Origin of the sequence: Sedimenticola hydrogenitrophicus (assembly GCF_025175675.1) — a bacterium.
Lineage (GTDB): Bacteria > Pseudomonadota > Gammaproteobacteria > Chromatiales > Chromatiaceae > Sedimenticola > Sedimenticola hydrogenitrophicus.
The window spans coordinates 1-23,439 of the sequence record NZ_JANIOA010000014.1 but is presented as its reverse complement, the minus strand read 5'-3'; the positions used below and the strand labels follow the sequence as shown (position 1 = coordinate 23,439).

At 62.9% G+C, this 23,439-nt stretch carries 23 protein-coding genes; 7 read left to right on the top strand and 16 right to left on the bottom strand.

Annotated features, from left to right (window positions below; genetic code table 11):
• Positions 1 to 4: 4 nt before the first annotated feature.
• On the bottom strand, positions 5 to 244 hold the full coding sequence (locus NPX02_RS09430; protein WP_260293291.1) for a hypothetical protein: 240 nt from the start codon (positions 242 to 244) through the stop codon (positions 5 to 7).
• A gap of 284 nt (positions 245 to 528) precedes the next feature.
• Between NPX02_RS09430 and NPX02_RS09425 the strand changes: the two genes are divergently transcribed.
• A complete protein-coding gene (locus NPX02_RS09425) occupies positions 529 to 1,245 on the top strand; it encodes an FKBP-type peptidyl-prolyl cis-trans isomerase (protein WP_260293290.1) in 717 nt (238 codons plus the stop codon).
• A gap of 474 nt (positions 1,246 to 1,719) precedes the next feature.
• On the opposite strand, the gene NPX02_RS09420 is transcribed toward NPX02_RS09425, so the two are convergent.
• The 3 genes from NPX02_RS09420 to NPX02_RS09410 all read right to left on the bottom strand — a co-directional run bounded on the left by NPX02_RS09420 (position 1,720) and on the right by NPX02_RS09410 (position 5,367).
• Positions 1,720 to 2,598: a radical SAM protein gene (locus NPX02_RS09420; RefSeq protein WP_260293289.1), complete on the bottom strand. Its 879-nt coding sequence runs from the start codon at positions 2,596 to 2,598 to the stop codon at positions 1,720 to 1,722.
• Between the two features lie 4 nt (positions 2,599 to 2,602).
• Entirely contained in the window at positions 2,603 to 3,790 is a 1,188-nt protein-coding gene (locus tag NPX02_RS09415) for an SUMF1/EgtB/PvdO family nonheme iron enzyme (RefSeq protein WP_260293288.1), read from the bottom strand.
• Between the two features lie 107 nt (positions 3,791 to 3,897).
• Complete coding sequence (locus NPX02_RS09410; protein WP_260293287.1) at positions 3,898 to 5,367, bottom strand: AAA family ATPase; 1,470 nt, start codon at positions 5,365 to 5,367, stop codon at positions 3,898 to 3,900.
• Between the two features lie 460 nt (positions 5,368 to 5,827).
• On the opposite strand from NPX02_RS09410, the gene NPX02_RS09405 reads away from it, so the two are divergent.
• Positions 5,828 to 6,547 carry a sulfite exporter TauE/SafE family protein gene (locus tag NPX02_RS09405; RefSeq protein ID WP_260293286.1) on the top strand — a complete coding sequence of 240 codons (720 nt, stop codon included), beginning with the start codon at positions 5,828 to 5,830 and terminating at the stop codon, positions 6,545 to 6,547.
• Positions 6,548 to 6,554: 7 nt separating this feature from the next.
• Complete coding sequence (locus NPX02_RS09400; RefSeq protein ID WP_260293285.1) at positions 6,555 to 7,445, top strand: sigma 54-interacting transcriptional regulator; 891 nt, start codon at positions 6,555 to 6,557, stop codon at positions 7,443 to 7,445.
• Between the two features lie 385 nt (positions 7,446 to 7,830).
• On the opposite strand, the gene NPX02_RS09395 is transcribed toward NPX02_RS09400, so the two are convergent.
• Positions 7,831 to 10,512 carry a bifunctional acetate--CoA ligase family protein/GNAT family N-acetyltransferase gene (locus NPX02_RS09395; RefSeq protein WP_260293284.1) on the bottom strand — a complete coding sequence of 894 codons (2,682 nt, stop codon included), beginning with the start codon at positions 10,510 to 10,512 and terminating at the stop codon, positions 7,831 to 7,833.
• 77 nt (positions 10,513 to 10,589) lie between these two features.
• Between NPX02_RS09395 and NPX02_RS09390 the strand changes: the two genes are divergently transcribed.
• A complete protein-coding gene (locus NPX02_RS09390; RefSeq protein ID WP_260293281.1) occupies positions 10,590 to 11,516 on the top strand; it encodes a histone deacetylase family protein in 927 nt (308 codons plus the stop codon).
• A gap of 331 nt (positions 11,517 to 11,847) precedes the next feature.
• On the opposite strand, the gene NPX02_RS09385 is transcribed toward NPX02_RS09390, so the two are convergent.
• From NPX02_RS09385 to fur, 11 genes are all read right to left on the bottom strand, one after another.
• The gene (locus NPX02_RS09385; RefSeq protein ID WP_260293279.1) at positions 11,848 to 13,116 is read right to left on the bottom strand and encodes a TRAP transporter large permease; all 1,269 of its coding nucleotides are present in this window, start codon (positions 13,114 to 13,116) and stop codon (positions 11,848 to 11,850) included.
• A 238-nt stretch (positions 13,117 to 13,354) separates the two neighbouring features.
• The gene (locus NPX02_RS09380; protein ID WP_260293277.1) at positions 13,355 to 13,840 is read right to left on the bottom strand and encodes a TRAP transporter small permease; all 486 of its coding nucleotides are present in this window, start codon (positions 13,838 to 13,840) and stop codon (positions 13,355 to 13,357) included.
• Positions 13,837 to 14,178: a cupin domain-containing protein gene (locus tag NPX02_RS09375; RefSeq protein WP_260293276.1), complete on the bottom strand. Its 342-nt coding sequence runs from the start codon at positions 14,176 to 14,178 to the stop codon at positions 13,837 to 13,839. The genes NPX02_RS09380 and NPX02_RS09375 overlap by 4 nt, the downstream gene beginning before the upstream one ends.
• A 3-nt stretch (positions 14,179 to 14,181) precedes the next feature.
• Entirely contained in the window at positions 14,182 to 15,177 is a 996-nt protein-coding gene (locus NPX02_RS09370) for a TRAP transporter substrate-binding protein (protein WP_260293275.1), read from the bottom strand.
• Positions 15,178 to 15,543: 366 nt separating this feature from the next.
• Entirely contained in the window at positions 15,544 to 16,452 is a 909-nt protein-coding gene (locus NPX02_RS09365) for a TRAP transporter TatT component family protein (RefSeq protein WP_260293274.1), read from the bottom strand.
• Entirely contained in the window at positions 16,424 to 16,798 is a 375-nt protein-coding gene (locus NPX02_RS09360) for a cell division protein BolA (protein ID WP_260293273.1), read from the bottom strand. The genes NPX02_RS09365 and NPX02_RS09360 overlap by 29 nt, the downstream gene beginning before the upstream one ends.
• 97 nt (positions 16,799 to 16,895) lie before the next feature.
• On the bottom strand, positions 16,896 to 17,201 hold the full coding sequence (locus tag NPX02_RS09355) for a BolA family protein (RefSeq protein ID WP_260293272.1): 306 nt from the start codon (positions 17,199 to 17,201) through the stop codon (positions 16,896 to 16,898).
• Positions 17,202 to 17,620: 419 nt separating this feature from the next.
• A complete protein-coding gene (locus tag NPX02_RS09350; protein WP_260293271.1) occupies positions 17,621 to 18,076 on the bottom strand; it encodes a hypothetical protein in 456 nt (151 codons plus the stop codon).
• Between the two features lie 67 nt (positions 18,077 to 18,143).
• Positions 18,144 to 18,713: an ankyrin repeat domain-containing protein gene (locus tag NPX02_RS09345; RefSeq protein WP_260293270.1), complete on the bottom strand. Its 570-nt coding sequence runs from the start codon at positions 18,711 to 18,713 to the stop codon at positions 18,144 to 18,146.
• A 366-nt stretch (positions 18,714 to 19,079) separates the two neighbouring features.
• Positions 19,080 to 19,409, bottom strand: coding sequence for a DUF1820 family protein (locus NPX02_RS09340; RefSeq protein WP_260293269.1), 330 nt, complete (start codon positions 19,407 to 19,409; stop codon positions 19,080 to 19,082).
• Between the two features lie 13 nt (positions 19,410 to 19,422).
• Positions 19,423 to 19,854: a ferric iron uptake transcriptional regulator gene (gene fur, locus NPX02_RS09335; RefSeq protein WP_260293267.1), complete on the bottom strand. Its 432-nt coding sequence runs from the start codon at positions 19,852 to 19,854 to the stop codon at positions 19,423 to 19,425.
• Between the two features lie 388 nt (positions 19,855 to 20,242).
• Here fur and hisI point away from each other — a divergent pair, with 388 nt between their 5' ends.
• From hisI to NPX02_RS09320, 3 genes are all read left to right on the top strand, one after another.
• Positions 20,243 to 20,668, top strand: a complete 426-nt coding sequence (hisI, locus tag NPX02_RS09330; protein WP_260293266.1) for a phosphoribosyl-AMP cyclohydrolase — start codon at positions 20,243 to 20,245, stop codon at positions 20,666 to 20,668.
• A 180-nt stretch (positions 20,669 to 20,848) separates the two neighbouring features.
• A complete protein-coding gene (gloB, locus tag NPX02_RS09325; RefSeq protein WP_260293264.1) occupies positions 20,849 to 21,628 on the top strand; it encodes a hydroxyacylglutathione hydrolase in 780 nt (259 codons plus the stop codon).
• Positions 21,629 to 21,789: 161 nt separating this feature from the next.
• Positions 21,790 to 23,127: a dihydroorotase gene (locus NPX02_RS09320; protein WP_260293263.1), complete on the top strand. Its 1,338-nt coding sequence runs from the start codon at positions 21,790 to 21,792 to the stop codon at positions 23,125 to 23,127.
• The last annotated feature ends 312 nt before the right edge of the window (positions 23,128 to 23,439 follow it).

The following is a 23,439-nucleotide window of genomic DNA, read 5'->3' as shown; positions in this document are numbered from 1 at the left end:
CCCTTCAGGCCTTCACATCCAGCAGGGAACCTATCAGGGTGTCGGCTGTCTTGAATGCTTTGACCGAGGCGCTGGTCTGCAGACTGCTTTGGTGAAGTTCCACCAGGGCGCGGACCGCGTCCTTGGTCGGAGTCTTGGCGGTCAGCTGGTTGGCGCTGGCAATATCCGCCGCATTGCGGCGCAACTGGCGCATGCCGCGCTGGATGCCCTGCAGGGCGGTATCCGATAGGGGGCTGATGGCCATGGTGGTTATCCGGATAAAGAGAACTGTTCCCAGCATAGGGATCAAATCGATTCCTGCCAAGGATAAGATAGTCAATAATGTGACTATTTGCAATTAATTGACGCAATATAAGCGGCCAATTATTAATTTCGGCTATTCCCGCTACGGTACAGGGAGGTCGATCCCGGTTTTTGCGCGCTTGGCGGTTATCCAAGTGTTTTATGGAAAGTTCGCCTGAGAACTTGCGGTTTTACCCTACAGGCCCACAGGGCCACTATTAATCACACGAAGGAAATTCAATGTCTGTGTCTATCAAACCAATCATCACCGCGGCGGTTCTGGCGACTGCAGCCCTTTCCGTCCAGGCGGCCGAACTGACCAGCCTGGAGCAACGGTTCAGCTATGCCCTGGGTTATCAGTTTGCCCAGCAGCTGAAGCAGCAAGGCGTGAAGGTCGAGGGGGCTGCCTTTGGTGCCGCGCTGGATGATGTGCTCGGTGGCAAGACCACCCAGCTGACCCCGCAGCAGATGTCCGAGGCGTTCCAGCAGACCAAGGAGGCGATGACCCAGGCCAAGGAGCAGGAATCGATCGCCGCCAAACAGGCGGGTGAAAAGTTCCTGGCGGACAACAGCAAGCAGGAGGGCGTGGTGGTCCTGCCCAGCGGGTTGCAGTACCAGGTGCTGCAGGCAGGCACGGGCGAGAAACCGGCGGCCGGGTCCACCGTCACGGTACACTATCGCGGCACCCTGATTTCCGGTGAGGAGTTCGACAGCTCCTACGCCCGTGGCGAGCCCGCCAGTTTCTCGCTGAACGGCGTGATCCCCGGTTTCCGCGAGGGCATCAGCCAGATGAACCAGGGCGCCAAGTGGAAACTGGTTATCCCCGCCAGCCTGGGGTATGGCAAGACCGGTGCACCCGGCGCCATCGGCCCCAACGAGACCCTGATCTTCGAGGTGGAACTGCTCTCCTTCGAGGCACCCAAGGCCCTGCCTGAGTCCCAGGAAGAAAAGAAGGGCGAATAAGGCAATCGAGCATTCCGACCCGCCCGGCATGGGCGGGTCGGTTTCGGTCTAGGAGCCTGTCGGGTTTGACCGACCGCAGCGAGGGAAAGCCGATTTGAGCCAGATTTTTCGATCTTTCGAGGCGAATAGTGGACCTATTTAACGAGAGAGATCGGAAAATCTGGCCAAATTCGGCTTTTCCGCAGTAGGTCAGTGTTAAATCCGACAGGCTCCTAGGGCTCCTTACGGGCGCTACGTGACCGCCCTTATCGAACCACGGATCCACACGGATGGACACAGATGGGTTCAACTTCCAGCCGCGCACGTGCAGGCTCCTTCGCACGGACGACCACTCGTCGAGCAGCTTTCCAATTCAAAAATCCGTGTATATCCGTGTTCATCTGTGGTGCCTGCTCTGTCATAGGGCGCCCCGTGGGATCATGGCGGAGTGCCTCATATCCGCGGCTACTGAGCGGGCAACCACGGGGTTTGCCCCTACAGACCGCGCAGCTGCCGGGGGCGCAGCCGTTCGCCATGGTTCAGGGCATGATCAATGCGTGCCAGCAAGGGTTCCCGGTCGCGGGGCAGGTTGCCGGCCAGGGCCAGGGCATTGGAGGCGTGGTTGGAGCGGAAGATCACCGGGGCGGGCGGTTCAAGGCCCGCCACCAGCCGGCGCTGCTCGTGCAGGATGGCCTGATCGTCCTGGGGGATAAAGGGTTCACCGAACTTCTCCAGGAAGCGCTGCCGCGCGCCGGTCTCCAGAAACAGCTGCAGGGTCGACAGGTAGGTGACCGGGGCGCTGTTCAGCAGTTCGATGGTGCCCTGGATGTGCTCCTCTGAGCGGGACTCTCCGCCCAGGCCGAGGATAACCGTGGCCGAGACCTTGAGTCGGCCGCCATGCGCCTTCTCCAGGGCCCTGCGGATACTGCGCGGAGTGGCCCCCTTGCTGATCTTTTTCAGGATCACCCCCGAACCCGACTCGATACCCACGTAAAGCAGATTCAGCCTGCGTTCCCGCAACCGTTCCAGTTCGCCCCCCTGCTTGCGCAGGATGTCGCTCGGGTTGGCGTAGCAGGAGACCCGGCTTAGCCGGGGAAACGCCACGGCCAGCCGGTCCAGGATCGCCAGCAGGTGATCCGTGGGCAGGGTCAGGGCGTCGCCGTCGGCGAGAAACACCCGCTGGGCCTCCGGCCAGGCCCGGGCGGCCTGCTCGATATCCTGGAACACCACCTCCAGCGGCCGCACGCTGAAGTGCTTCTGCTTGTACATGGAGCAGAACGAACACTGGTTGAAATGGCACCCCAGGGTGGCCTGGATGATCAGGTTGTTGCCCTCGCTGGGGGGCCTGTAGAGCGGCATGTCGTAGATGAGCATTTGATTACTGATCCCGGGGTGGAAACACCAGTCGGGCGCCGCAGAACAGGTGCCGGGCGCCGGCCGCGGCATGGTGGCGGAAACTGATGCGGCGGAGCGGTGGCTGGCTGTGCAGGCAGCCGCCCCGCAGCACGTGATGGTCCGCGCTGAACTGCTGTGCGCCCCCCTCCGGTTCGGGGTCCGGCTGGAACTCGCTGTAGGGCTCGAAGGGGTTGGCACACCACTCCCAGACCCGGCCCGACGTGGTCAATACCTGGGTGCGCCTGGCCACCTCCCACTGGTATTCGTGCTGCAGCACGGCGCCGCTCAGATCACCGCCCAGAGAGGCGGCCCAGCACGCATACGCCTCGGCCTCGTGCCGGGAGATGCCCATCACCGGATCGCCCGGCGGCAGGTCGGCCGGGCCATTCAGGCTCACCCCGTACCACTCCCCCTCGGGGTCGCGGCGCCAGTGGTGGGGATGGTCGGCGATCTCCTGGCGCCAGCGCCAGCCGTCTTCGCTCCAGTAGCCCTCGCTGGCATAACCTCCTGCCTCCATGAAGGCGAGCCAGGCGGCGTTGCCGACCGGTTGCCGGTCGATGCGGAAGTTGCTCAGGTTCACCACCTGGGCCGGCTGCTCGTTATCATAGGCGGCGGGATCGCCCTTGGCGCCGATCCGGTAGTGCCCCTGGGAGACGCCCACCAGATCGACAGTCGGCAACGCAGCGTTCAGCGGCTGGGTCACCCGATAGGCCTCCCCCTGCCGCAGCCGGCGTTCCACCAGTACCTGCAGCATCTGTTCGTAAAGGCCGGCGCGGGCCTGGTTGATCAGCAGGATCAGGCGACCGTCCGCCAGTAGCGGGTGGTCGGGTAGCCGGTCCAGGTTGGCCAGTCGCATCAGGTTCTCGTCCTGTAGCTCCAGGGCCCAGTTCAGCAGATGATCCTTTGGCGGCAGGCGTTGCCACTGGGTCTCCGGCGCCAGGGCGCCCGGGGTGAAGATCTCCGCCACCCGGTCAGTGGTGTCTTGTTCACCCTGAACCCGTTGACGCAGCAGCCGGCACTCCAGATAGACGGCGCGGCCGTAAAGCCAGGCGAGGGGGGGCATCGATTCGTGGAAACAGCGGCGACAGTCGCTGTCGCTCAGGGGCTCGATCAGCTGGGTCATCATCTGTTGCAGGGCGCTGAGCTGGCCAAGTGGGGGTATGGCTTGCATGGATTATCGCCGTTGCTGTTGGTACTCTGTCAAGGTGATATTGACGTAGTCAATATCACCTTGACAGAGTACGTTTCGGGTGGGTTATGGTAGCGGGTTTCCGGCGGTCAGTCTGCCGCCACGGTGCGGCCCGCAGCCCACGCCCGCAATTGCGTCATCTTCTCCGCCATCACCACCGAGAGCGGGCGGGTACGTTCCAGCTCCTGCAGCAGATGCCGGGTATCCAGCCGGCTCTCCTGCGCCTGCGCCGCGTACAGGGCGGAGACGATCGCCTGTTCTATCTCGGCGCCGGTGAAACCCTCGCTGGCGCCGGCCAGCAGTTCCAGATCGAAGCCGCTGGGCGCCTGGTTGCGCCGCCGCAGGTGGATGTCGAAGATCTCCCGGCGTACCGCCTCTTGCGGCAGATCGATAAAGAAGATCTCATCCAGCCGCCCCTTGCGGATCAGTTCGGGTGGCAGGCGCTGGATATCGTTGGCGGTGGCGACAATGAATACCTGGTGGCGCTTTTCCGCCATCCAGGTAAGCAGGGTGCCGAGGATGCGCAGCGATACCCCGTCATCGGCCTGGCCGGGTGAGACCCCCTTCTCGATTTCGTCCATCCACAGCACGCAGGGCGCCATGCTCTCGGCGACCTCCAGGGCGCTGCGCAGGTTGTTCTCGGTTTCGCCGATGTACTTGTTGTAGAGGACGCCGAAATCGAGCCGCAGCAGCGGCACGCCGAAGGTACCGGCGACCGCCTTGGCGGCCAGGCTCTTGCCGGCCCCCTGCACTCCCAGCAGCATGATGCCCCGCGGCTGGTCGAGGCTGGTGCTGTTGCCGGCAAATGACTTGTGCCGATGGCTCAGCCACTCCTTGAGGCGCGTCAGGCCAGCCACCTCCGCAAAGCTGGCGGTGTCGTATTCGAAGGCGATGACGCCGTCCTGGTTGATCAGTTCGTACTTGGTCTTCATCAGGCCGGGCAGGTCGTCCTGGTTGATGGCGCCGTCGTTCTCGATGGCCGAGCGAATCAGGCGGCGGGCATCGGTGGTGGTGACGCCGGTAAGATTGGCAGCCAGGCGGTCGACGGCTCGCGCATCGGTCTGCACCTGGCGACGGTTCTCCGACTGCCAGCGCCGCGCCTCCTCCTTGATCAGCATCTTGATCCCGGCGCGGTCCGGCAGCCGCAGATTGAAACGCGCGGTGAGGTGCCTGATCTCGGCCGGCAGGGGCAGGTCGTGGCTGAGGAAGATCAGGGTCTTGGCGAGGCGTGCGTGCTCCTGGGCGATCTCCTTGATCAGGCGTACATGGATCGGGTCGTCCAGGAAGGGGTGGAAGTCCAGCAGCAGATAGTAGCCGGCCTGTGAGACCGCCTTGATATGCTTCAGCACTTCCCGTGGTTCCGCGGTAAATTGCTGGGCGCCAAAGTCCGCCTCCAGTCGCCTGAGCCCTTCGGTGACCGTCCACTGAAACATGGGGTGGTTCAGCCGCAGGCCGAGCCGGGCCAGCATCTGGCTGACCCGCACCTCCTCCAGCGACTCGATCACGATGATCGGGGTGTGAGAGGTCAGGATCAGCTCAAGATCGTGCAGTTCTTTCATCGGTTATCCTATGTCGGGTGTGGCCCAGGCTACTTTATCAGCCTTTCCCGGCAGCCGCAGCAGCCGGGCATGCGGTGGCGGCGCTTGGGGGCGCGCCAGGGGCAGTTGTTATCTTGATTACCCACTAGACTCCGCTATGGTCAGATACCGTTTATAAAGCCGCGAATCAACGCAAATAGAGCGGTTTATCCTGTTGGTGGAATAGCGGCTTTATCCAGGCTACGGTGCTTGCCGGGGACGTAGGATGCCGGTGAGCTTGCGAACCGCATCATTCCATCCTCGGGTCCGTAAACGGTGCACCCTTGCACCACTCCTCGCGGCTAAGGTTTTTCATGATGGCTGAGTAAGATGGGTAATCAGGATTGTTATTGATCAATCCGTATCGGCGCCGAATGGCTTATCATAGCGAGGCGACGAGATGTTGTGCCGGGTGGTGCAATCGAGAGAGGGTGGAATAGATTTGGACCTGTCATTGCCGCTGGCTTTTACCGTCGGATTGTTCAGCGCCGTGCACTGCATCGGCATGTGTGGCGGCATCATGGGGGCGCTGAGCTATGGCTTGCCACCCGAGCTGCGCCAGAACAGCCTGCGGTTTTTGCTTTTTCTGTTGGCCTACAACAGTGGTCGGGTGCTCAGTTATGCCGCTGCCGGTGCCCTGATCGGTCTGCTGGGTGGCGCCCTGCTGGAGGCACTCGGCCCGGGACAGGGACACCGCTGGCTGCAGTGGATTGCCGCCCTGATCATGGTGCTGATCGGCCTGCATGTGGCCGGCTGGCTGCCGCGGCTGGCCCAGGTGGAGCGGATCGGCACGCCCTTATGGCGTCGGCTCGAACCGCTGGGCCGACGACTGATGCCGGTGCAATCGATACCGCAGGCGCTGGCCTATGGAGCGGTGTGGGGCTGGCTGCCCTGCGGGCTGGTGTACACCATGCTGATCTCCACCGCCACCAAGGTGGGGCCGCTGAACGGCGCGCTCTATATGGCGGCGTTCGGCCTGGGCACGCTGCCGGCGGTGGTGGCGACCGGTCTGCTGGCCGGGCGGCTCTACCGCTACGCCAATAACCACTATTTGAAGGTGGTTGTCGGGTTGGTTATCATACTGATCGGCCTGTTGACCCTCTGGTTCCCGGAGTTGCTGGATGTCACGTCCTATCAACAGCCCCAAATTGACAGCGAGTGATACGGTTATGAACAGTGTTGCAGAGAAGATGTACGGCAGCTCACCCGTATTCAGCCGGGCAGTGCATGCCGCGCGCATGGTGGCGGGTACCGATGCTACCGTGCTGATCACCGGCGAACCGGGGTCTGGCAAGGCGTCGATGGCCCGGGAGATCCACGCGGCGAGCCGGCGCTCCCAGGGCGTCTTTCGGGTAATCGCTTGTGCCGGGATCGAGGAACATCAGTTTGGGACAGAGCTGATGGCCACCACCAGCGGTGCCACCCTGTACCTGGACGAGGTGGCGGATCTGTCGCTGGAGGCACAGGCCAAGCTGCTGCATTTTCTCGAGTCGGTTGAGGCGCGGCATAGCAGGTTTCCCATGGTGCGGGTGCTTGCCTCCACCGGCCGGGATCTGCACGCCTTGCAGCTGGCGGGGCAGTTCCGCGAGGACCTCTACTACCGGCTGCACGTGGTGCCACTGCCGCTGCCGCCGCTGCGTGAACGGGCAGATGATATCGTGCTGCTGCTGAAACAGTTCACCGCCGACCTGGCCCGCCATCATGGTCGCAAGGCCCCGCGTTACTCGGTCACCGCGCGCCATCTGGTGAAACAGTACCGCTGGCCGGGCAACGTGCGCGAACTCCGTAACTTCTGCGAACGCATGGTGATCCTGATGCCGGGCGCCATCGTGCAGCCGGCCGACATGCCGCTGGAGATGCGGCGCGACAACGCCACGGCCGCCCGGCCGGGGCTGTTCTCCCTGCCCGAGGGCGGGGTCGACCTGTTTGCCCTGGAGGGCGATATCATCCGCCAGGCGATCTGCATGAGCGGTGGCAACCGCAGCAAGGCGGCACGCCTGCTGGGGCTGACCCGCGACACCCTGCTCTATCGTATCCAGAAACACGCCATCGAACTTTGATCGGCGTGTCTGGTACGGCAGTGAGAAATCCGGGCTGGAGTTCCGCGTGCCCACCGTTTCCCCGGCCCGCCAAACGGTGGGTTACGGTGCGCGCGTGGTGCAATACAAACGGCTACCTCCTGCGCAAGGTGCTCCCAACCCATCCTCGGGCTTCAAACTTCAAACGTAACTACTCACCCGCTCTGTAAGTGATTGGCCTGCCTTGCCGGCCTCACACGATGGCTTGTATCCTCGAATCCGGCCCCTTTTTCAGCGCCTGCCCAAACTCGCTTCGCTCAAACAAGGGCAGGCTTGAATCTGAAAAAGGGGCCGGATTCGAGGCGCCATCGAGATCGGCCAACAAGGTAGGCCAATCACCCCGTGAGTAGTTACCTTCAAACTTAACTTACAACCAGCGTTCGACAATGCGGATGCCGGTGTCCTCCGGCGAGTTGCGGATGGCGAAGCCCAACCGGCGCATCAGCGAGAGCATGCGGTTGTTGTCCGACAACACCTCGCCCTCGATCATGCGGATGCCCCGGGTGCGGGCCGCCTCCATCAGCGCCTCCATCAGTTTCGAGCCGATGCCCATACGCCGCTTGGTGTCCAGCACCGCCAGGGCAAACTCGCAGGACTGGCTGTCGGGGTTGACGGTGTAGCGGGCCACCCCTAGTTGGGTGCGTTTGCCGTTCTCGTTGATCACCGCGATCAGCGCCATCTCCCGGTCGTAGTCGGGCTGGGTGAAGCGCGCCAGCATCTCGGGGGTGAGCTCGTCGATGGTCTGCATGAAGCGGAAATACTTCGCCTCCGGTGACATGTTGCGCACGAACTCCTGCTCCGTGTCGGCATCTTCCGGGCGGATCGGGCGGATGGTCAGCTCGGTGCCGTCGGGCAGGTGGAAGCGGTTGACCAGTTGCGAGGGGTAGGGGTGGATGGCCATGTGGGCGTAGGGGATGGAGCCGGTGGACGGCCGGGCCACGCGGATGCGCACATCCGCCGCCACCACGCCGTGCTCGTCCGCCAGCAGCGGGTTGATATCCATCTCCTTGATATGGGGCAGCTCGCAGACCATGTCCGAGACCCGCAGCAGCACATGCTCGACCTCCTCCGGGTCGACCGCCGACATCTGCCGGAACGGCTCCAGCAGTTTAGCGGCGCGGGTGCGGGCGATCAGCCGCTGCGCCAGCAGGCTGTTCAGCGGCGGCAGGGCCACGGCGCTGTCGCGCAGGATCTCCACCGCGGTGCCGCCGGAACCGAAGGCGATCACCGGGCCGAATACCGGGTCCCGCTTCACCCCCACCATCAGTTCCCGGGTGTTGGGGTTGGAGGACATGGGCTCCACCGTGACGCCGAGTATCTTCACCTCCGGGTGGCGCTTCTGCACCGACTCCACCAGCGACTTGAAGGCGCTGTGCACTTCCGGGGCGTTGTTGATATTCAGCCGCACCCCGCCCACATCCGATTTGTGTGTGATATCGGGGGAGTTGATCTTCAGCACCACCGGGAAGCCGACCGTCTCCGCCGCTACCAGGGCCTGGGTCGGGGTGGCGGCCTCGATGGTCTGGGTGCAGGGGATGTGGAAGGCGCGCAACACCGCCTTGGACTCCAGGTCGGAGAGCAGTTCCCGGCCCTCGGCCAGGGCCGCCTCCATGATCAGCCGCACCCCCTCCACGTCGGGGTCGCGCAGGTCCGAGAGCGGCCCCGGCGTCTGCAGCAGCAGTTTCTGGTTCTGGCAGTGGCGGGAGAGGTAGGCAAACGCCTCCACCGCCCGCTCCGGGGTGATGAAGCTGGGCAGGTGGTTGGCCGACAGCCGTTCCCGGGCATTGCGGATGCGGGTCTCGCCCATCCAGCAGGCGAGTACCGGCTTGCCCTTCCTCCCCTTGGCCGCCTCGATCACCGCCTGGGCCGAGTCCAGTGGATTACTCATGGGCAGCGGCGTGAACAGGGTCAGTATACCGTCCACCCCCGGGTCCTTGAGGCACGCCTTGACCGCCTCGCCATAGGTCTCCGGTCCGGCATCGCCGGTGATGTCGATGGGGTTGCCGTGGGACCAGTGGGCCGGCAGGTGCTTGTCCAGTTCGACCACGGTCTCGGCGCCGAGCTGGGCGATCTCGACCCGCAGATCCTCCGCCCGGTCGGTTGCCAGGATGCCGGGCCCACCACCGTTGGTGATAATGGCCAGCCGGTTGCCGTTAACCTTTTTCCCGGCCGAGAGGATCTCGGCGGCGGCGAACAGCTGGCCGAAGGTCATCGCCCGGACCACGCCGGCCCGCTCCAGCGCCGCGTCAAAGACGTCGTCGGAACCGATCATGGCCCCGGTGTGGGTGCTGGCTGCCTGCGATCCCCGGGCATGCCGGCCCACCTTGAGCACGATCACCGGCTTGGAGCGAGCCGCCGTGCGCAGCCCGCTCATGAAGGCCCGGGCGTCATGTATGCCCTCGATGTAGAGCAGGATGGCCGTGGTCTTATAATCCGAGGCGAGGTAATCCAGGACATCGCCAAAATCGATATCGCTGGCATTGCCCAGGGAGACCACGGTGGAGAAACCGAGCTGGTGGGGTTTGGCCCAGTCCAGGATGGCGGTGCAGAGGGCGCCGGACTGGGAGACCAGCGCCAGGCCGCCGGCCGGGGCGGGGGTCTCCAGGAAGGTGGCGTCCAGGCCCACGCTGGGGCGCATCAGGCCCAGGCAGTTGGGGCCGACCAGGCGCAGGTTGTAGTGTTTCGCGGTCTCCAGGATCGACTGCTCGATGCGCGCGCCGGCCGGTCCGGTCTCACGGAAACCCGAGGTCAGCACCACGGCGGCACGCACCCCCTGTTCCCCGCACTCGCGGATGATGCCGGGAACGGTTTTGCTGGGCGAGGCGATCACCGCCAGATCCACCGGATGCTCGATATCGCCGATCGCCTTGAAACAGGCGTGACCCTGGACCGATTTATGCCCCGGATTGATCGGATAGAGTTCTCCCTTGAAACCGGCCTGGAGCAGATTCTTGAACACGCGGGTGCCGACACTGTCGGGTTTTTCGCTGGCGCCGAATACGGCGATGCTCGCCGGTGAGAACAGCGAGTCGAGGTGGTGTGGGCCCATGGTCTTTTTGCCTGTTGCGTGGGAAAAGCATAGAGTAGCTAGGTGAAGTGTATTTTACATTTTTTGAGGGTTGAGTTTTGCCTATAGCCTACATTTCCCATCCCGATTGCCTGTTGCATGATGTTGGTCAAGATCATCCGGAGCAGCCGGGACGCCTGCGCGCCATTCAGGATCTGTTGATCAGTACCGGCATGGATATGGCACTGAACCGCTATGAAGCGCCGCGGGTAACACGCGAACAACTGGAGCTGGCTCACGACCCCGATTACATCAGCATGCTGTTCACCGACGCCCCCCACGAGGGGGTCCTGGAGCTGGATGGCGATACCTTCATGATGCCGAAAACACTGGATGCGGCGTTACGGGCGGCCGGCGCGGTGGTGCTGGGCGTCGATCTGGTGATGAAAAAAGAGGTGACCGCGGCGTTCTGCGCCGTCCGGCCGCCGGGCCATCATGCCGAGCGCGATCGCGCCATGGGTTTCTGCTATTTCAATAACGTGGCCGTGGGCGCGGCCTATGCGATTGCCCAGCACGGTCTGGAGCGGGTGGCGATTATCGATTTCGACGTGCACCACGGCAACGGCACCGAACACATCTTCGCCAGCGATCCGCGGGTGCTGTTCTGCTCCAGCTTCCAGCACCCGTTCTACCCCTTTACCGGGCACGAGACCGAGACCGACCATATCGTCAACATCACCCTGCCGGCCGGGGCCAACGGCCAGGAGTTCCGCAAGCAGGTGGAAGCGCACTGGCTGCCGGCGCTGCACCACTTCCAGCCGCAACTGGTGATGATCTCGGCCGGCTTCGACGCCCACATCTCGGACGACATGAGCCACCTGCGGCTGCGCGAGGCGGACTATGACTGGGTCACCACCCGGCTCAAGGAGATCGCCGACCGCTATGCCGCGGGGCGCATCGTCTCGACCCTGGAGGGGGGCTATGAGCACGGCTCCCTGGCGCGCAGCGTGCTGGCGCATCTGGATGCGCTGCTGGGACATCGTTGAATTCCACTGCCCTGCTGTGTACCACAATGGGGTCGGAGTCAGGCCGCCCGCGCCTGTGCGTTAATCCCCGTCCTGTGCGCGGCCTGACTCCGACCCCTTACGATTACGGTCGCGTAGGGTGGGCACGTAGTCTGTGCCCACCTTTTTGCCCTGTGCCGCGCCTTCCGCGTGGGCACAAAAAGCGTGCCCACTCTACCAAGCTGGGACATCGTTAACGTGCGCCCATCAATCGCGATCGATGCGGTTCGTTTCACTCATCGCATCCTACAACGAGTATGCCGAAAGAATCGTAGGATGCGGGTGAGCTTGCGAACCGCATCATTCCATCTGACTACAGCAAGGCAAGCGACAACCACGGCCAGTAGGTGATGATCAGCAGCGCCGCCAGCAGGATCAGGAACCAGGGCAGGGTGGCGAGGTAGAGCTGCAGCACCGGCTTGTTGAAGCGGTAGCTGGCGATGAACAGGTTCATCCCCACCGGCGGGGTGAAATAGCCGATCTGCATATTGGCCAGGAAGATGATGCCGAGGTGCACCGGGTCGATGCCGTAACCGATGGCGATCGGCAGTAGCAGCGGCACCATCAGCACCAGGGCGGAGAAGATATCCAGCATGGTGCCGAGAAGCAGCAGGAAGATGTTGAGCAGGATCAGGAAGGTCAGCTTGTCGCTGACCAGCTCGCGGATGGTGTCGAACAGCAGGCGAGGTACCCCGGCGTCGATCAGGTAGTTGGTGGAGGCCAGCGACAGCCCGAGGATCACCAGGATGCCGCCCACCAGCACCATGGACTCGCGCATCACCTGCGGCAGTTTGCCGAGCGGGATCTCCCGCAGGATCAGCACCTCCACCAGCAGCACGTAACAGGCGGTCACCGCGGCGGCTTCGGAGATGGCGAAGTAGCCGCTGTAGATACCCCCCAGCACAAAGACCGGCAGCGGCAGTTCCCAGATGGCGTCTTTCACGGCCGCCAGTACCTCGGTAGGCGAGAAGGGGGTCAGGGGCAGGCCGCGGTTGGAGTAGATCGACCAGGCGGCCAGCAGGCCCAGCATCAGCAGGCCGGGCAGGATCCCGGCCAGGAACATGGCATCCACGGTGATGTTGTGGGCGATGCCCAGCTGCTGGGCAATCACCGCATAGAGTATCAGCGGCAGTGCCGGGGCGAACAGCAGGCCGAGACTGCCGGAGGTGGTGATCAGGCCGAGGCTGAAGTTGTCCCGGTAACCGGACTGGGTCAGGGCCGGGTAGAGCAGGGCGCCGAGGGCGACGATGGTGACGCCGGAGGCGCCGGTGAAGGCGGTGAACAGGGCGCAGGCGACCAGCGAGACCAGCGCCAGGCCGCCCGGCATCCAGCCCAGCAGCGCCTGGGTCAGGCGCACCAGACGGCGCGGGGCACCGCTCTCGCTCAGCAGGTAACCGGCGAAGGTGAACAGCGGGATCGCCAGCAGCACCGGCATCTCGGCGATGCGGTAGAACTCGATCGCCACCACCGAGAGATCGATCTCGGAGCGGTAGAAGCCGAGCATGGCGCTGGCGGCGATGATACTGAACAGCGGCGCCCCCAGCAGCGCCAGCAACAGCAGCAACAGACCGGCCAGGATCATCCTGGATTCCTCAGTTGACCGCTTCGAGCTACCTGTAAGCCATTAATATGCAAATAGTTACTCTGCAATCGTCGATCCACCCATCGGGTGAAGGCCGCTACGACCGCCAGTGCACGCACCGCGCGGCGTCTGGCTGCGTTATAACTCGTTGCAATAGACTGACTATTACGCCTCGTTATGCCTTGCCTGACACCACGCTGCACGCACCCTGGCGGCCGTCCAACTGAGGATTCCAGGATCATCCGTCCCCCCGGCGGTAACCCGACAGGCTGCTGATCAGCAGACGCAGGGCGATAACGGCAAAGCCGAGCGGCATGATCAGCTGAAACGGCCAGAGGGGCAGGAGGTCGAGAAAGCGGCTGCCCACCTCGTATTCAAACAGCACGAAGCGGGCCGCATGCCAGGCCAGCAGGGCGCAGACCAGGACGGTGAAACCGTCGGTGAGGCGGCGCACGCGCCTGCCGGCGCGTTCCGGCAGGTAGCGGGAGAGCAGGTCGATGCGGATGTGGTTGTGTTCGCGGGTGGCGACCATGGCGCCCAGCAGGGTGAGCCAGAGCACCATCAGCCGCAGGCTCGGATCACCCCAGGCGAGGCTGTAGTCCCAGAGGTTGCGCAGCAGGATCTGCCCGGTGGCGAGCAGGATCATGGTGGTCAGCAGCAGGCTCAGCAGCAGATCCTCGAGTCGCCGCAGCAGCGTTCCCGCCTGACCCAGTCGGCTCCTCAACCTTCCGCTCCCGGCGTTGGATCGCCTGCGTGCAGGTGCAGTGCCAGCCAGATGCAGTGTGGCTCGGCAGAGGTGTCCAGCACCCGATGGGGGGTACCGGCCGGTATCAGCAGGCTGTCGCCACGGCCCAGTCGGATACGCTCTCCGCACACCTCCAGGATTCCCTCCCCCTGCAACACCATGACCCACTCGTCCTCCTGCTGCAGAAACGGCTCGGAGCGGAAGTGCGGGGGGCTGATGATACGCAGAAGCCTGGCATGGGGGTTGTCGGCCAGGGTTTCAAACTGCTCTTCCCGTACGCCGTCCGGCAGCTCGGCCAGCAGGTTGCGGGTACGCACGGCCTAGCCCCGGGTGCTTCTGAAATCGTCCAGCAGTCGTTGCAGCTGCTGGATGAGCGGCGGATCGAGCCGGCGCTCCTCCCGGAGGTTCGCCTCCACCTTGTCGATCAGCTGCTGCCAGCTTTCACGCGCCCCATCCTGCGGCCGATGAAACTGGATGCCCTGCTGTTGCAGCGCCTCACGGGCGCCCAGGTTGTCGTTTCGGTTCTGTTGGTTGATCTGGAGAAAGCGGTCTTCCATGACCTCCCGGAGGATCGCCCGGTCGCCAGGGGAGAGTTTATTCAGCGCCTTCTCGTGGATCACCAGGGTGCCGTAGAGATAGATCAGTGGAATATCGGCGACATGCCGGATGCGGGTGTGCCACTGCAGGGCAATGGCCCCGACCGGCGAGGCGCCGACGGTATCGATCAGGCCGGTCTGCAGCCCGGTCAGCACGTCGGTCAGGGGCAGCGGCACCGGCGAGACACCGATACTGCGAAAGGCGCTGAGGCTGATCTGATCCCCTTCGGGGCTCCAGATCTTCTGCTGGCGCAGATGCGCCACGCTGTCCAGGGGCAGTTGCGACATCAGGTAGGCGAAGCCCCCTTCGCTGATACCATAGCTGGCGAATCCCTGCTGCTTCAGGCCGGCGATCAACAGGGGGTCCATACGTTCACGCACATAGTCGACTTCGGCAAATGAGCGGAACAGAAAGGGCAGGCTGTAGAGCTGAATGTCGGGATAGACGGCCGCCAGCCCGCCGGCGGTGAGGGCCCCGCCTTGCAGCTGTCCGATGCGGATCTTCCTGAGTACGCTGCTGTCGTTGCCCATCACCCCGCCGGGGTAATAGCGCAACTTCACCCGCCCTGCGGTGCGCTGTTCCACCTCCGCGGCACAGGAGCGCAGTTGGTTCATCCAGTTGCTGCCGTCCGGCGCCAGGGTGGCGATCTTCAGCGTGGCGGCGTGGATCGGGGCGCTGGCGATCAGCAGTAACAGCAGTATCAGCAGGCGTTTTTGCATGGCGCATCCAGGCGTTGTTGTCGGGTTGAGAGAGTTTCAGGCAAATTCATTCTCGCATTGTAACTACTCACGGGGTGATTGGCCTGCCTTGCCGGCCTCACACGATGGCTTGTATCCTCGAATCCGGCCCCTTTTTCAGCGCCTGCCCAAGCCGCTCCCGGCCATTGCATCCTCGGCTCCGTAAACGGTACATCCCTGTACCACTCCTCATGGCCTCCGCGGCATAAGTCCATCCATGGACAAAACTCGCTTCGCTCAAACAAGGGCAGGCTTGAATCTGAAAAAGGGGCCGGATTCGAGGCGCCATCAAGATCGGCCAACAAGGCAGGCCAATCACCTACGAACCGGATGAGTAGTTATCTCGCATTAAAAGTACTCATCCTGCAGCAACTGCTCCGCCTGCTGTTTTGCCAGGATGTTGCTCAGCGTCAGGTTGGGTGCCTCCGCCGGGGCCGCCAGCACTTCATTCAGCAACCGGTCATGCAACGCCTGATCAAACACCAGGCGGGCATAGCGCCGGGCATACTCCACCTTGGCCATCAGATCGCGGCCCTCGGAGTAGCGGATCGCCAGTTCGAAGTGCGCCCGGCCGATCTCCGGTTTGCCACCCAGGGCCGGCGGCAGTTGCGAGTGCATTACCCCCAGATAGAGCTGGGCCCGGCCATGCTCATAAGCGGGCGCCAGGGTGATGATCCGCTCCAGCAGGTATTCCACCTTGGGCAGGTCGGCCAGGGCACCCCAGTCGTCACTGTGCGCCGCGATCCAGCCGGCCCAACTGGTGGCGTAGACGTAGAGCAGTTCCAGCTCTTCCGGTGCCACCCGGTCAAGGGTGGTCGAGAACTCGGCAAAAGGGGCGCCGGCCTGTTCGCAGATCGCCCCATAACGGGCGCAAAACGCCAACCGGGCATATTCGCGTGAGCGCTGGGTGAGCCGCTTGACCCGGCCCGGTTCCCGGATCAGCCCGGTGGCAAAGGCGCCATAGAGGCGGGAACCGGCCAGCAGCAGGGCCTGGTCATCCGGAGCGTCACGGATCATGCCGTCGAGCAGCAGCAGGTAGGCGGGCGCCCCGGCCCGAACGGTATCGGGGTCATCCTGGTTCAGCATGGCGCCGGCGAGGTTGTCGGCCAGCCGCTCCCTGGCCACGGAGGCACAGCCGGCCAGCAGTGCCAGCGTCAGTAGGATGATGAGGACGCGATACAGTGGTGCGGTCGTCCCCGTTCTGTCCGGCGTTTCCGCCAGCACAGGGTCAGCGGTGTTTCTTGTTGACCTGTTCAATATGGTGGACCCAGTTGCGGAACGCGGTGCCGAGATTGAATCCCCCATGGCGTCGTCCCCGGAAGGTGCCGAAACAGCGGTCGGAGGGATGCGCTGCTGCGTCTTCGAGGCGGGTCGAGCCGATATTCAACAGCAGGATGATGAAAAAGACATCCAGTACCAGCAGCAGTATGATCGCCGGGCCATGCAGCAGGATGCTCTGGCTGGTCCAGCTGAAGATGGCGGTCTGATAATCGATGACGACCCAGATGGTGGAGAACAGCAGGGCCACCGCGAGGAGTGAAGAGAGGTCGGCCAGCCGCTCATGGTTGCGTGCAAAACCCTTGATTTGCGAACAGATCGTCATATCCACCCCGCCCGATAGTTATTATGTCCTGCTGAAAGTAAGGAAAAACCCAGGAAAGTGCAAGCGGGATGGGAGGCGAGGGCGGCCCCGGCAGGCGTTACTTCGATCCCCCCATGCATTGGGGAGACTTGGGGAAGCTGCCACCCCGTGCCTGCCACTCCGCCGGGGTCATGGTATGCAGCGCCAGGGCATGCAGGCTCTCCGCAAACAGCGGTTTGACCAGGCCGTTGATCTGGCGATGCCGGCCTACCAGGGGCAGGCCTTCGAAGCGATCGCTGACGACGACGATCTTGAAGTGGGATTGCGCACCCTTGGGCACGTTGTGCATATGGCTTTCATCGATAACTTCAAGATAATCGGGATGCAGGGCATCCTCGATCAGGCTGGTCAGTTTCTCTTTCATGGTCTCTCTACTCGGTTGAATTTGTCGGCGTCTGGCATTGAGCGCGGGGTGGGACAAGCTGCCTTGCCCCGCCTAGCCTGCCCTTTACCCATAAATGGGTTGGACTGCATCCGGGCGTAGGATGGGTGGAGCGCCCCATGAACTCTCCGCCGGCTCCGTCTCCGGCGCGCAACCCATCGTGCACCTGCATCCGCATCCGAAGATGGGTTACGGCGCGATCAACCACCGCGAACAGCCGTTTACAATGGTGCCGCGTCTTCACCCATCCTACACGCTGCTCCTGCAACCCCGGCAGGTATCGTCGATGGGTCAGAGGCCGTTTTCAACGAGTGCCCGTCCGGGTGCGTGGATACCTGGAATAATACGCCGGATGGCGGTCAGATATTCAATGCGAATCCTGGGGGATTGGCTCCGGGCAATCACCCGGCCAGAAACGCCTCGGTCAGCCGGTACTGCCGGTCGGCCTCCCCCTCCGCTTCGATGGAATCGCTCTCGATCATCAGGCAGTTCTTTGCCATGCGGGAGTGGATGGCAGCCTTCCAGGCGACATTGAGGTTTTCCGCCGTCAGGGCGTCGGGGGTCAGCGCGGCGGCACAGGCGGCGGCGATGAAATGTTCCGCCTGCAGGCCCCAGTCGGCGTCACGGCCACAGGCGGTGTAGGTCTTGGTGGCGATGGATTTGGCCACCTTATAGGCATCCTTCAGCTCCTGGTCGGTGCTTTCCGGCAGCAAGGCCACCTTCAAGGCGCTCATCAGGCGCGGATTGTCCACCGCCCCGATCACTCCCTCGGTGTAGCATGCCCCGAGGCGGCGCTGCTGTTCCCGGGATAGTCCGTTGAGTGTGTTTTTAAGCTCCAGATCATTGTTGATGTTCATCTTGGATCTCCCTTGCCTTCGGCAGTCAGGTTAACGGAGCCGATGCGTAATGGATGGAGGCGCCGGCTCAAGAACTGTCCAACAATCGAATCACCTCAGGGTGATGGTTTTTACCTGCCCAGGAGCGGGCGGTTTCTCCCGCAAAATCGGTGATGCCGATGGCCGCGCCACCCGCGAGCAGGGCCGCGACACTCTCCGCATGCCCCCGCTTGGCGGCCCAGATCAGGGCCGTCCAGCCTTTGGTGGACTCCTGCAGGTTCGGATCGGCCCCCTGCGCGAGCAGGGTCTTGAGCAGTGCGGCGTGATTGTTCGATGCCGCCAGCATCAGTGCCGTATAGCCCCCATTGTCGGTCAGGTCCAGCCCGGCACCCGCCCTGATCAGCCGGTCCGCCGCCTGGGTGTGGCCATTGAGTGCCGCCTTCATCAGCGGGGTCCACTGGCAGCTGTCGCGGCTGTCGACCGGATCATGCGCCGATAAGAGGGACTCTATCCTGAGGGTATCGCCCGCCTCGGCGGCCACAATCAGCGCCGGGGTATCGGTTTCCGCGGTTGCCGGTTGCTCGGCCGAGCAACCGGCCAGCAACAGCAGTGCCGGTAACAGCAACAGATAGACACTCCGCGGGTGTGGCGCCTTCATTGGAATCACCATACATTATGAATATCTTATACTGCAGCGGGTGTGTGCTTTTCGGCAATGATTATTCTCAATGCCGGGGCATAGAATGAGAGTGGCGACTGCGTCTGTGTTGTAGGGTGGATAAGCCGGTAGGCGCATCCACCGATGACTTGCCGTGGGCGGAGGCGGAGTTATAGCCGAAGGGGTCGGAGTCAAGTCGCTCGGACCGGGAGGAATTTATCGCTGTCGGTGCGCGACTTGACTCCGACCCCTGTGTAGTGGAATGCGTCGCTGGTGAAGTCCATTATTGCACCCGTAGGGCGGCGCCCCGGCGCGATTTCGGCCCGGGGGCGGGCCTCCTGCAGGCCGAATTTTGCAATGATCGGGTTAACTGTCGGAGCCCTTGTCGGGCCGAAGGTAGGGGTTGGGGAAAGGGGTGATATTGGCGTTTGCATCCAGCTCCATGATCTTGCACTGGCCGCGCTTTTCCACCTCGTCCACCCGAATGATGGCGTGCATCGGGACCAGGGTGCGGCTCACGCCGCTGAATTCGTTCTTCAGTTTCTCTTCCGACGGGTCGATCACCAGGGTGCTGGCCTCGCCGAATATCAGCTTGCGGATCTCGATGAAACCGAACACCTCCGCCTGCTTTACCGATTCGGCATAGAGCTGATAGACCTTGCCCTGGTTGATGAAGGAAATTCTGAATATACGCATTTTGGGGGGCGACCTACCGTTCCTCCGCTAGCTTCCGGCACGCCTTGCAGAGTCCGTACAGGGTCATGTTGTGTTCGGCCAGCCTGAACCCCGCCTTCTCGGCGATCTGGCGCTGGCGCACCTCAATGGTGTCGTCGTTGAACTCCTTCACTAGGCCGCAACGCACGCAGATGATGTGATCGTGGTGGTCGCCCTCGGCGATCTCGAATACCGCCTTTCCACCCTCGAACTGATGGCGCTTCACCAGCCCGGCCTGCTCGCACTGGGTCAGGACGCGGTAGATGGTGGCAACACCGATGTCCTCATCCTGGGTCAGCAGAATCTTGTAGATATCCTCGGCGCTGGCGTGCTGTCCGTCGCCCTGACTCAGGATCTCGAGGATCTTGAGTCGTGGCAGGGTGACCTTGAGTCCGGCCTGTTTCAGCTTTGATGTGTATTCGGTCACTGGCCCTGATTCCTGGTGGGGACTACCTGCGTTGAAGTATACCACCCTGTCTCCGCCTAAGGCATCCGTCATACGCTCTTTCCCGGGGAGTACATGATGGTGTCCCATCGGTGGTATGATTTCCCTATAATGTCTAGGCAATGTGATTGGATCGAATGATGAAAAATAGGCAGGACAGACAATTTTCACGGCCGCAGGCCGCCCGTCAGGGTGCGGCACAGGGATGTGCCTGGCGCATGAAAAATAGGCAGGACAGACAATTTTCACGGCCGCAGGCCGCCCGTCAGGGTGCGGCACAGGGATGTGCCTGGCGCATGAAAAATAGGCAGGACAGACAATTTTCACGGCCGCAGGCCGCCCGTCAGGGTGCGGCACAGGGATGTGCCGCATGAAAGAGAGTGAAAAGTTCAAGTTGGGCGAGAGCTTGCCGCTGCAACAGGTGCTGGATGGCCTGCCGTACAACAGCGAAGGACTGATCCCGGCGATCGCCCAGCAGCACAATACCGGCGAGGTGCTGATGATGGCCTGGATGAACCGCGTGTCGCTGGATGAGACTCTGGAGAAGGGACGGGTCTGCTACTGGTCCCGCTCGCGCCAGAAGCTCTGGCGTAAGGGTGAATCGTCCGGTCAGGTGCAGATCCTCAAGGATATGCGTTTCGACTGCGACGGCGATACCATTTTGTTGCTGGTCGATCAAACCGGTCCGGCCTGTCATACCGGACGGCGCACCTGTTTCTACAATGCGGTACGCGGCGACCGGGTTGAGGTGGTGAGCGAACCGCTGATCGATCCGGAGACACTCTACGGCAAATGAGGACTCGCGCAAGAATAAGTTCCTGTATTCGGCCGCCCCTGGACCCCGCTGGCGGCGTTACGCTTTTTAGCAAGGGAACCGCCATTGCCTGCAAAGCGTGCCTTGCCAGCGGGGCCCAGGAACGCCCTCGGTACTACGGCATTATTCTTGCGCGAGCCCTAAACAACGGAAAATCGGACTATGTTGGAAGTCACCCCCGTCAAGGCATTCAAAGACAACTTTATCTGGATGCTGCACAATCCAGGCAGCGAGACGGCGGTCGCCGTGGACCCGGGGGAGAGCGCCCCGGTGCTGGCCTGGCTGGAACAGCGCGGGTTGCGTCTGAGCGCGATCCTGATCACCCACAAGCATATCGATCACACCGGCGGGGTGATGGACCTGCAATTCGCCTTTCCCGGAATTGCCGTTCTGGGTCCGACGAATGAGCCCATCCGGGGCATCAAGGTGCGCGTGAAAGAGGGCGAGCACCCGGAGATACCCGGGCTGCAGGCCGACTTCACCGTGCTGGAGGTGCCGGGCCACACCGAAGGCCATATCGCCTACTTCGGCGAGGGGCTGCTGTTCTGTGGCGATACCCTGTTTTCGGCCGGTTGCGGGGGGATATTCGGCGGCACCCATGAGCAGATGCACGCGTCGTTGCAACGGATTGCGGCACTGCCGGCCGATACCCGGGTCTACTGCGCCCATGAGTACACCTTGGTCAATCTGGGCTTCGCCAAGTGGGTGGAACCGGACAGCGAGGCTATCCTGCGGCGGGAACAGGAGGTAAAGGCGCTGCTGGCGCAGGGGGAGAACACGGTTCCCTCCATCTTGCAGACCGAGTTGGATACCAATCCGTTCCTGCGGGTGGACACACCGGCGGTTCAGGCGGCGGCCGAGCGCTATGTCGGCCACGCCCTGGGCGGTGGGGCCGAGGTATTTACCGCAATCCGCCGCTGGAAGGACCGGGAGTATGATTAAATATCCCCCTGTCGTTTATGCAACGATAGTTTCGTGGTGTGGGGCACAGGGGTCGGAGTCAAATTGAGTTAATCGGTCGAGATTGACCGTAAGACCTGAACCAATTTGACTCCGACCCCGTGGGATCCAGCGATAGTATCAACTATTGAATCGAGTAATCTATGGCCGAACAAATCCTGATCAAAAACGCATCCATGGTGAATGACGGACGGATCCTGGAGGGCGATCTGCTGATCCGCAACGGACGGATCGAGCAGATATCTCCCGAGATCTCCGCATCCGCACAGACCCGGGTGCTGGACGCCGAAGGCCGCACCCTGATTCCCGGCATGATCGATGATCAGGTCCACTTCCGGGAGCCGGGGGCCACCCACAAGGGGGATATGCACAGCGAGTCCCGGGCGGCGGTTGCCGGCGGCATCACCAGTTTCATGGATATGCCAAACACCAACCCGCAGACCACCACCCGACGGGCACTGGAGGAGAAGTATGTCCTGGCGGCCGACCGGGCGCTGGCCAATCATGCCTTCTACCTGGGCGCCACCAACGATAATCTGGATGAGCTGGTGGCCCTGGATCCGAAGCAGGCCTGCGGCATCAAGGTGTTCATGGGGGCCTCCACCGGCAACATGCTGGTGAACAGCGAACAGGCGCTGGAGTCGATCTTCCGGGATGCGCCTATCCTGATCGCCACCCACTGCGAGGATACTCCGACCATCCAGCACCTGGAGGAGAGCTACCGGGAGAAGTACGGGGAGGATGTGCCGATGGAGTGCCACCCCCAGATTCGCAGCGCCGAGGCGTGCTACCTATCCTCATCCATGGCGGTGGAGCTGGCCAAAAAACACGATACCCGGCTGCACGTGCTGCACCTGACCACGGCGCGGGAACTCGAGCTGTTCCAGCCGGGACCGCCGGACGGCAAGCGCATCACCGCCGAGGCCTGCGTGCATCACCTCTATTTCGACGACCGGGACTACGCGCGCAAGGGGAGTTTCATCAAGTGCAACCCGGCGGTGAAGACCCGGGCCGACCGGGACGCGCTGCGCAAGGCGCTGGCGGACGGCCGCATCGACGTGGTCGCCACCGATCATGCCCCTCACACCCTGGACGAAAAACTCGAAAGCTATTTCAAGTCACCGGCCGGTCTGCCGCTGGTGCAGTGGGCGTTGCCGATGATGTTCGAGCTCTACCACGACCGCCTGATCACGCTGGAACAGCTGGTGGAGAAGACCAGCCACGCCCCGGCGCGCCTGTTCAATGTCAGTCAGCGCGGTTACCTGCGTGAAGGCTACTGGGCGGACCTGGCGCTGGTGGACCTGAACGATCCGACCCGCGTGGAGCGTCGCGACGTGCTCTACAAGTGCGGTTGGTCACCGATGGAGGGGGAGCGGCTGCGTTCGCGCATCGTTGCCACCTTCGTCAACGGGCAGATCGCCTATCACAACGGCCGGGTCAACGACGCGGTGCGTGGCCAGCGGCTGGAGTTCGATCGCTGAGGGGAATTAGCACCGCAAAAGCCCGCTCAGGGGCGGCTCTTCCACAGTGGTTTTTTGTAGGATGCGGTGAGTGGAACGAACCGCATCAAGACGGAGGCTTCGCTTCCAGTGATGATTGGTGCGGTTCGTGCCTCACCAGCACCCTACAGCCGGTCATTGCAATAGGTCGGGAAGCCACCCGGGCATGTGGAGACCGGCAGGCGGGCACGGCCCGCCCTATGGTTCTTGAACATCTCCGGAGTAGTTTCGTAGGGTGGATAAGCCGGTAGGCGCATCCACCATTGCCGCGGTGAGGAGTGGTACATGGATGCG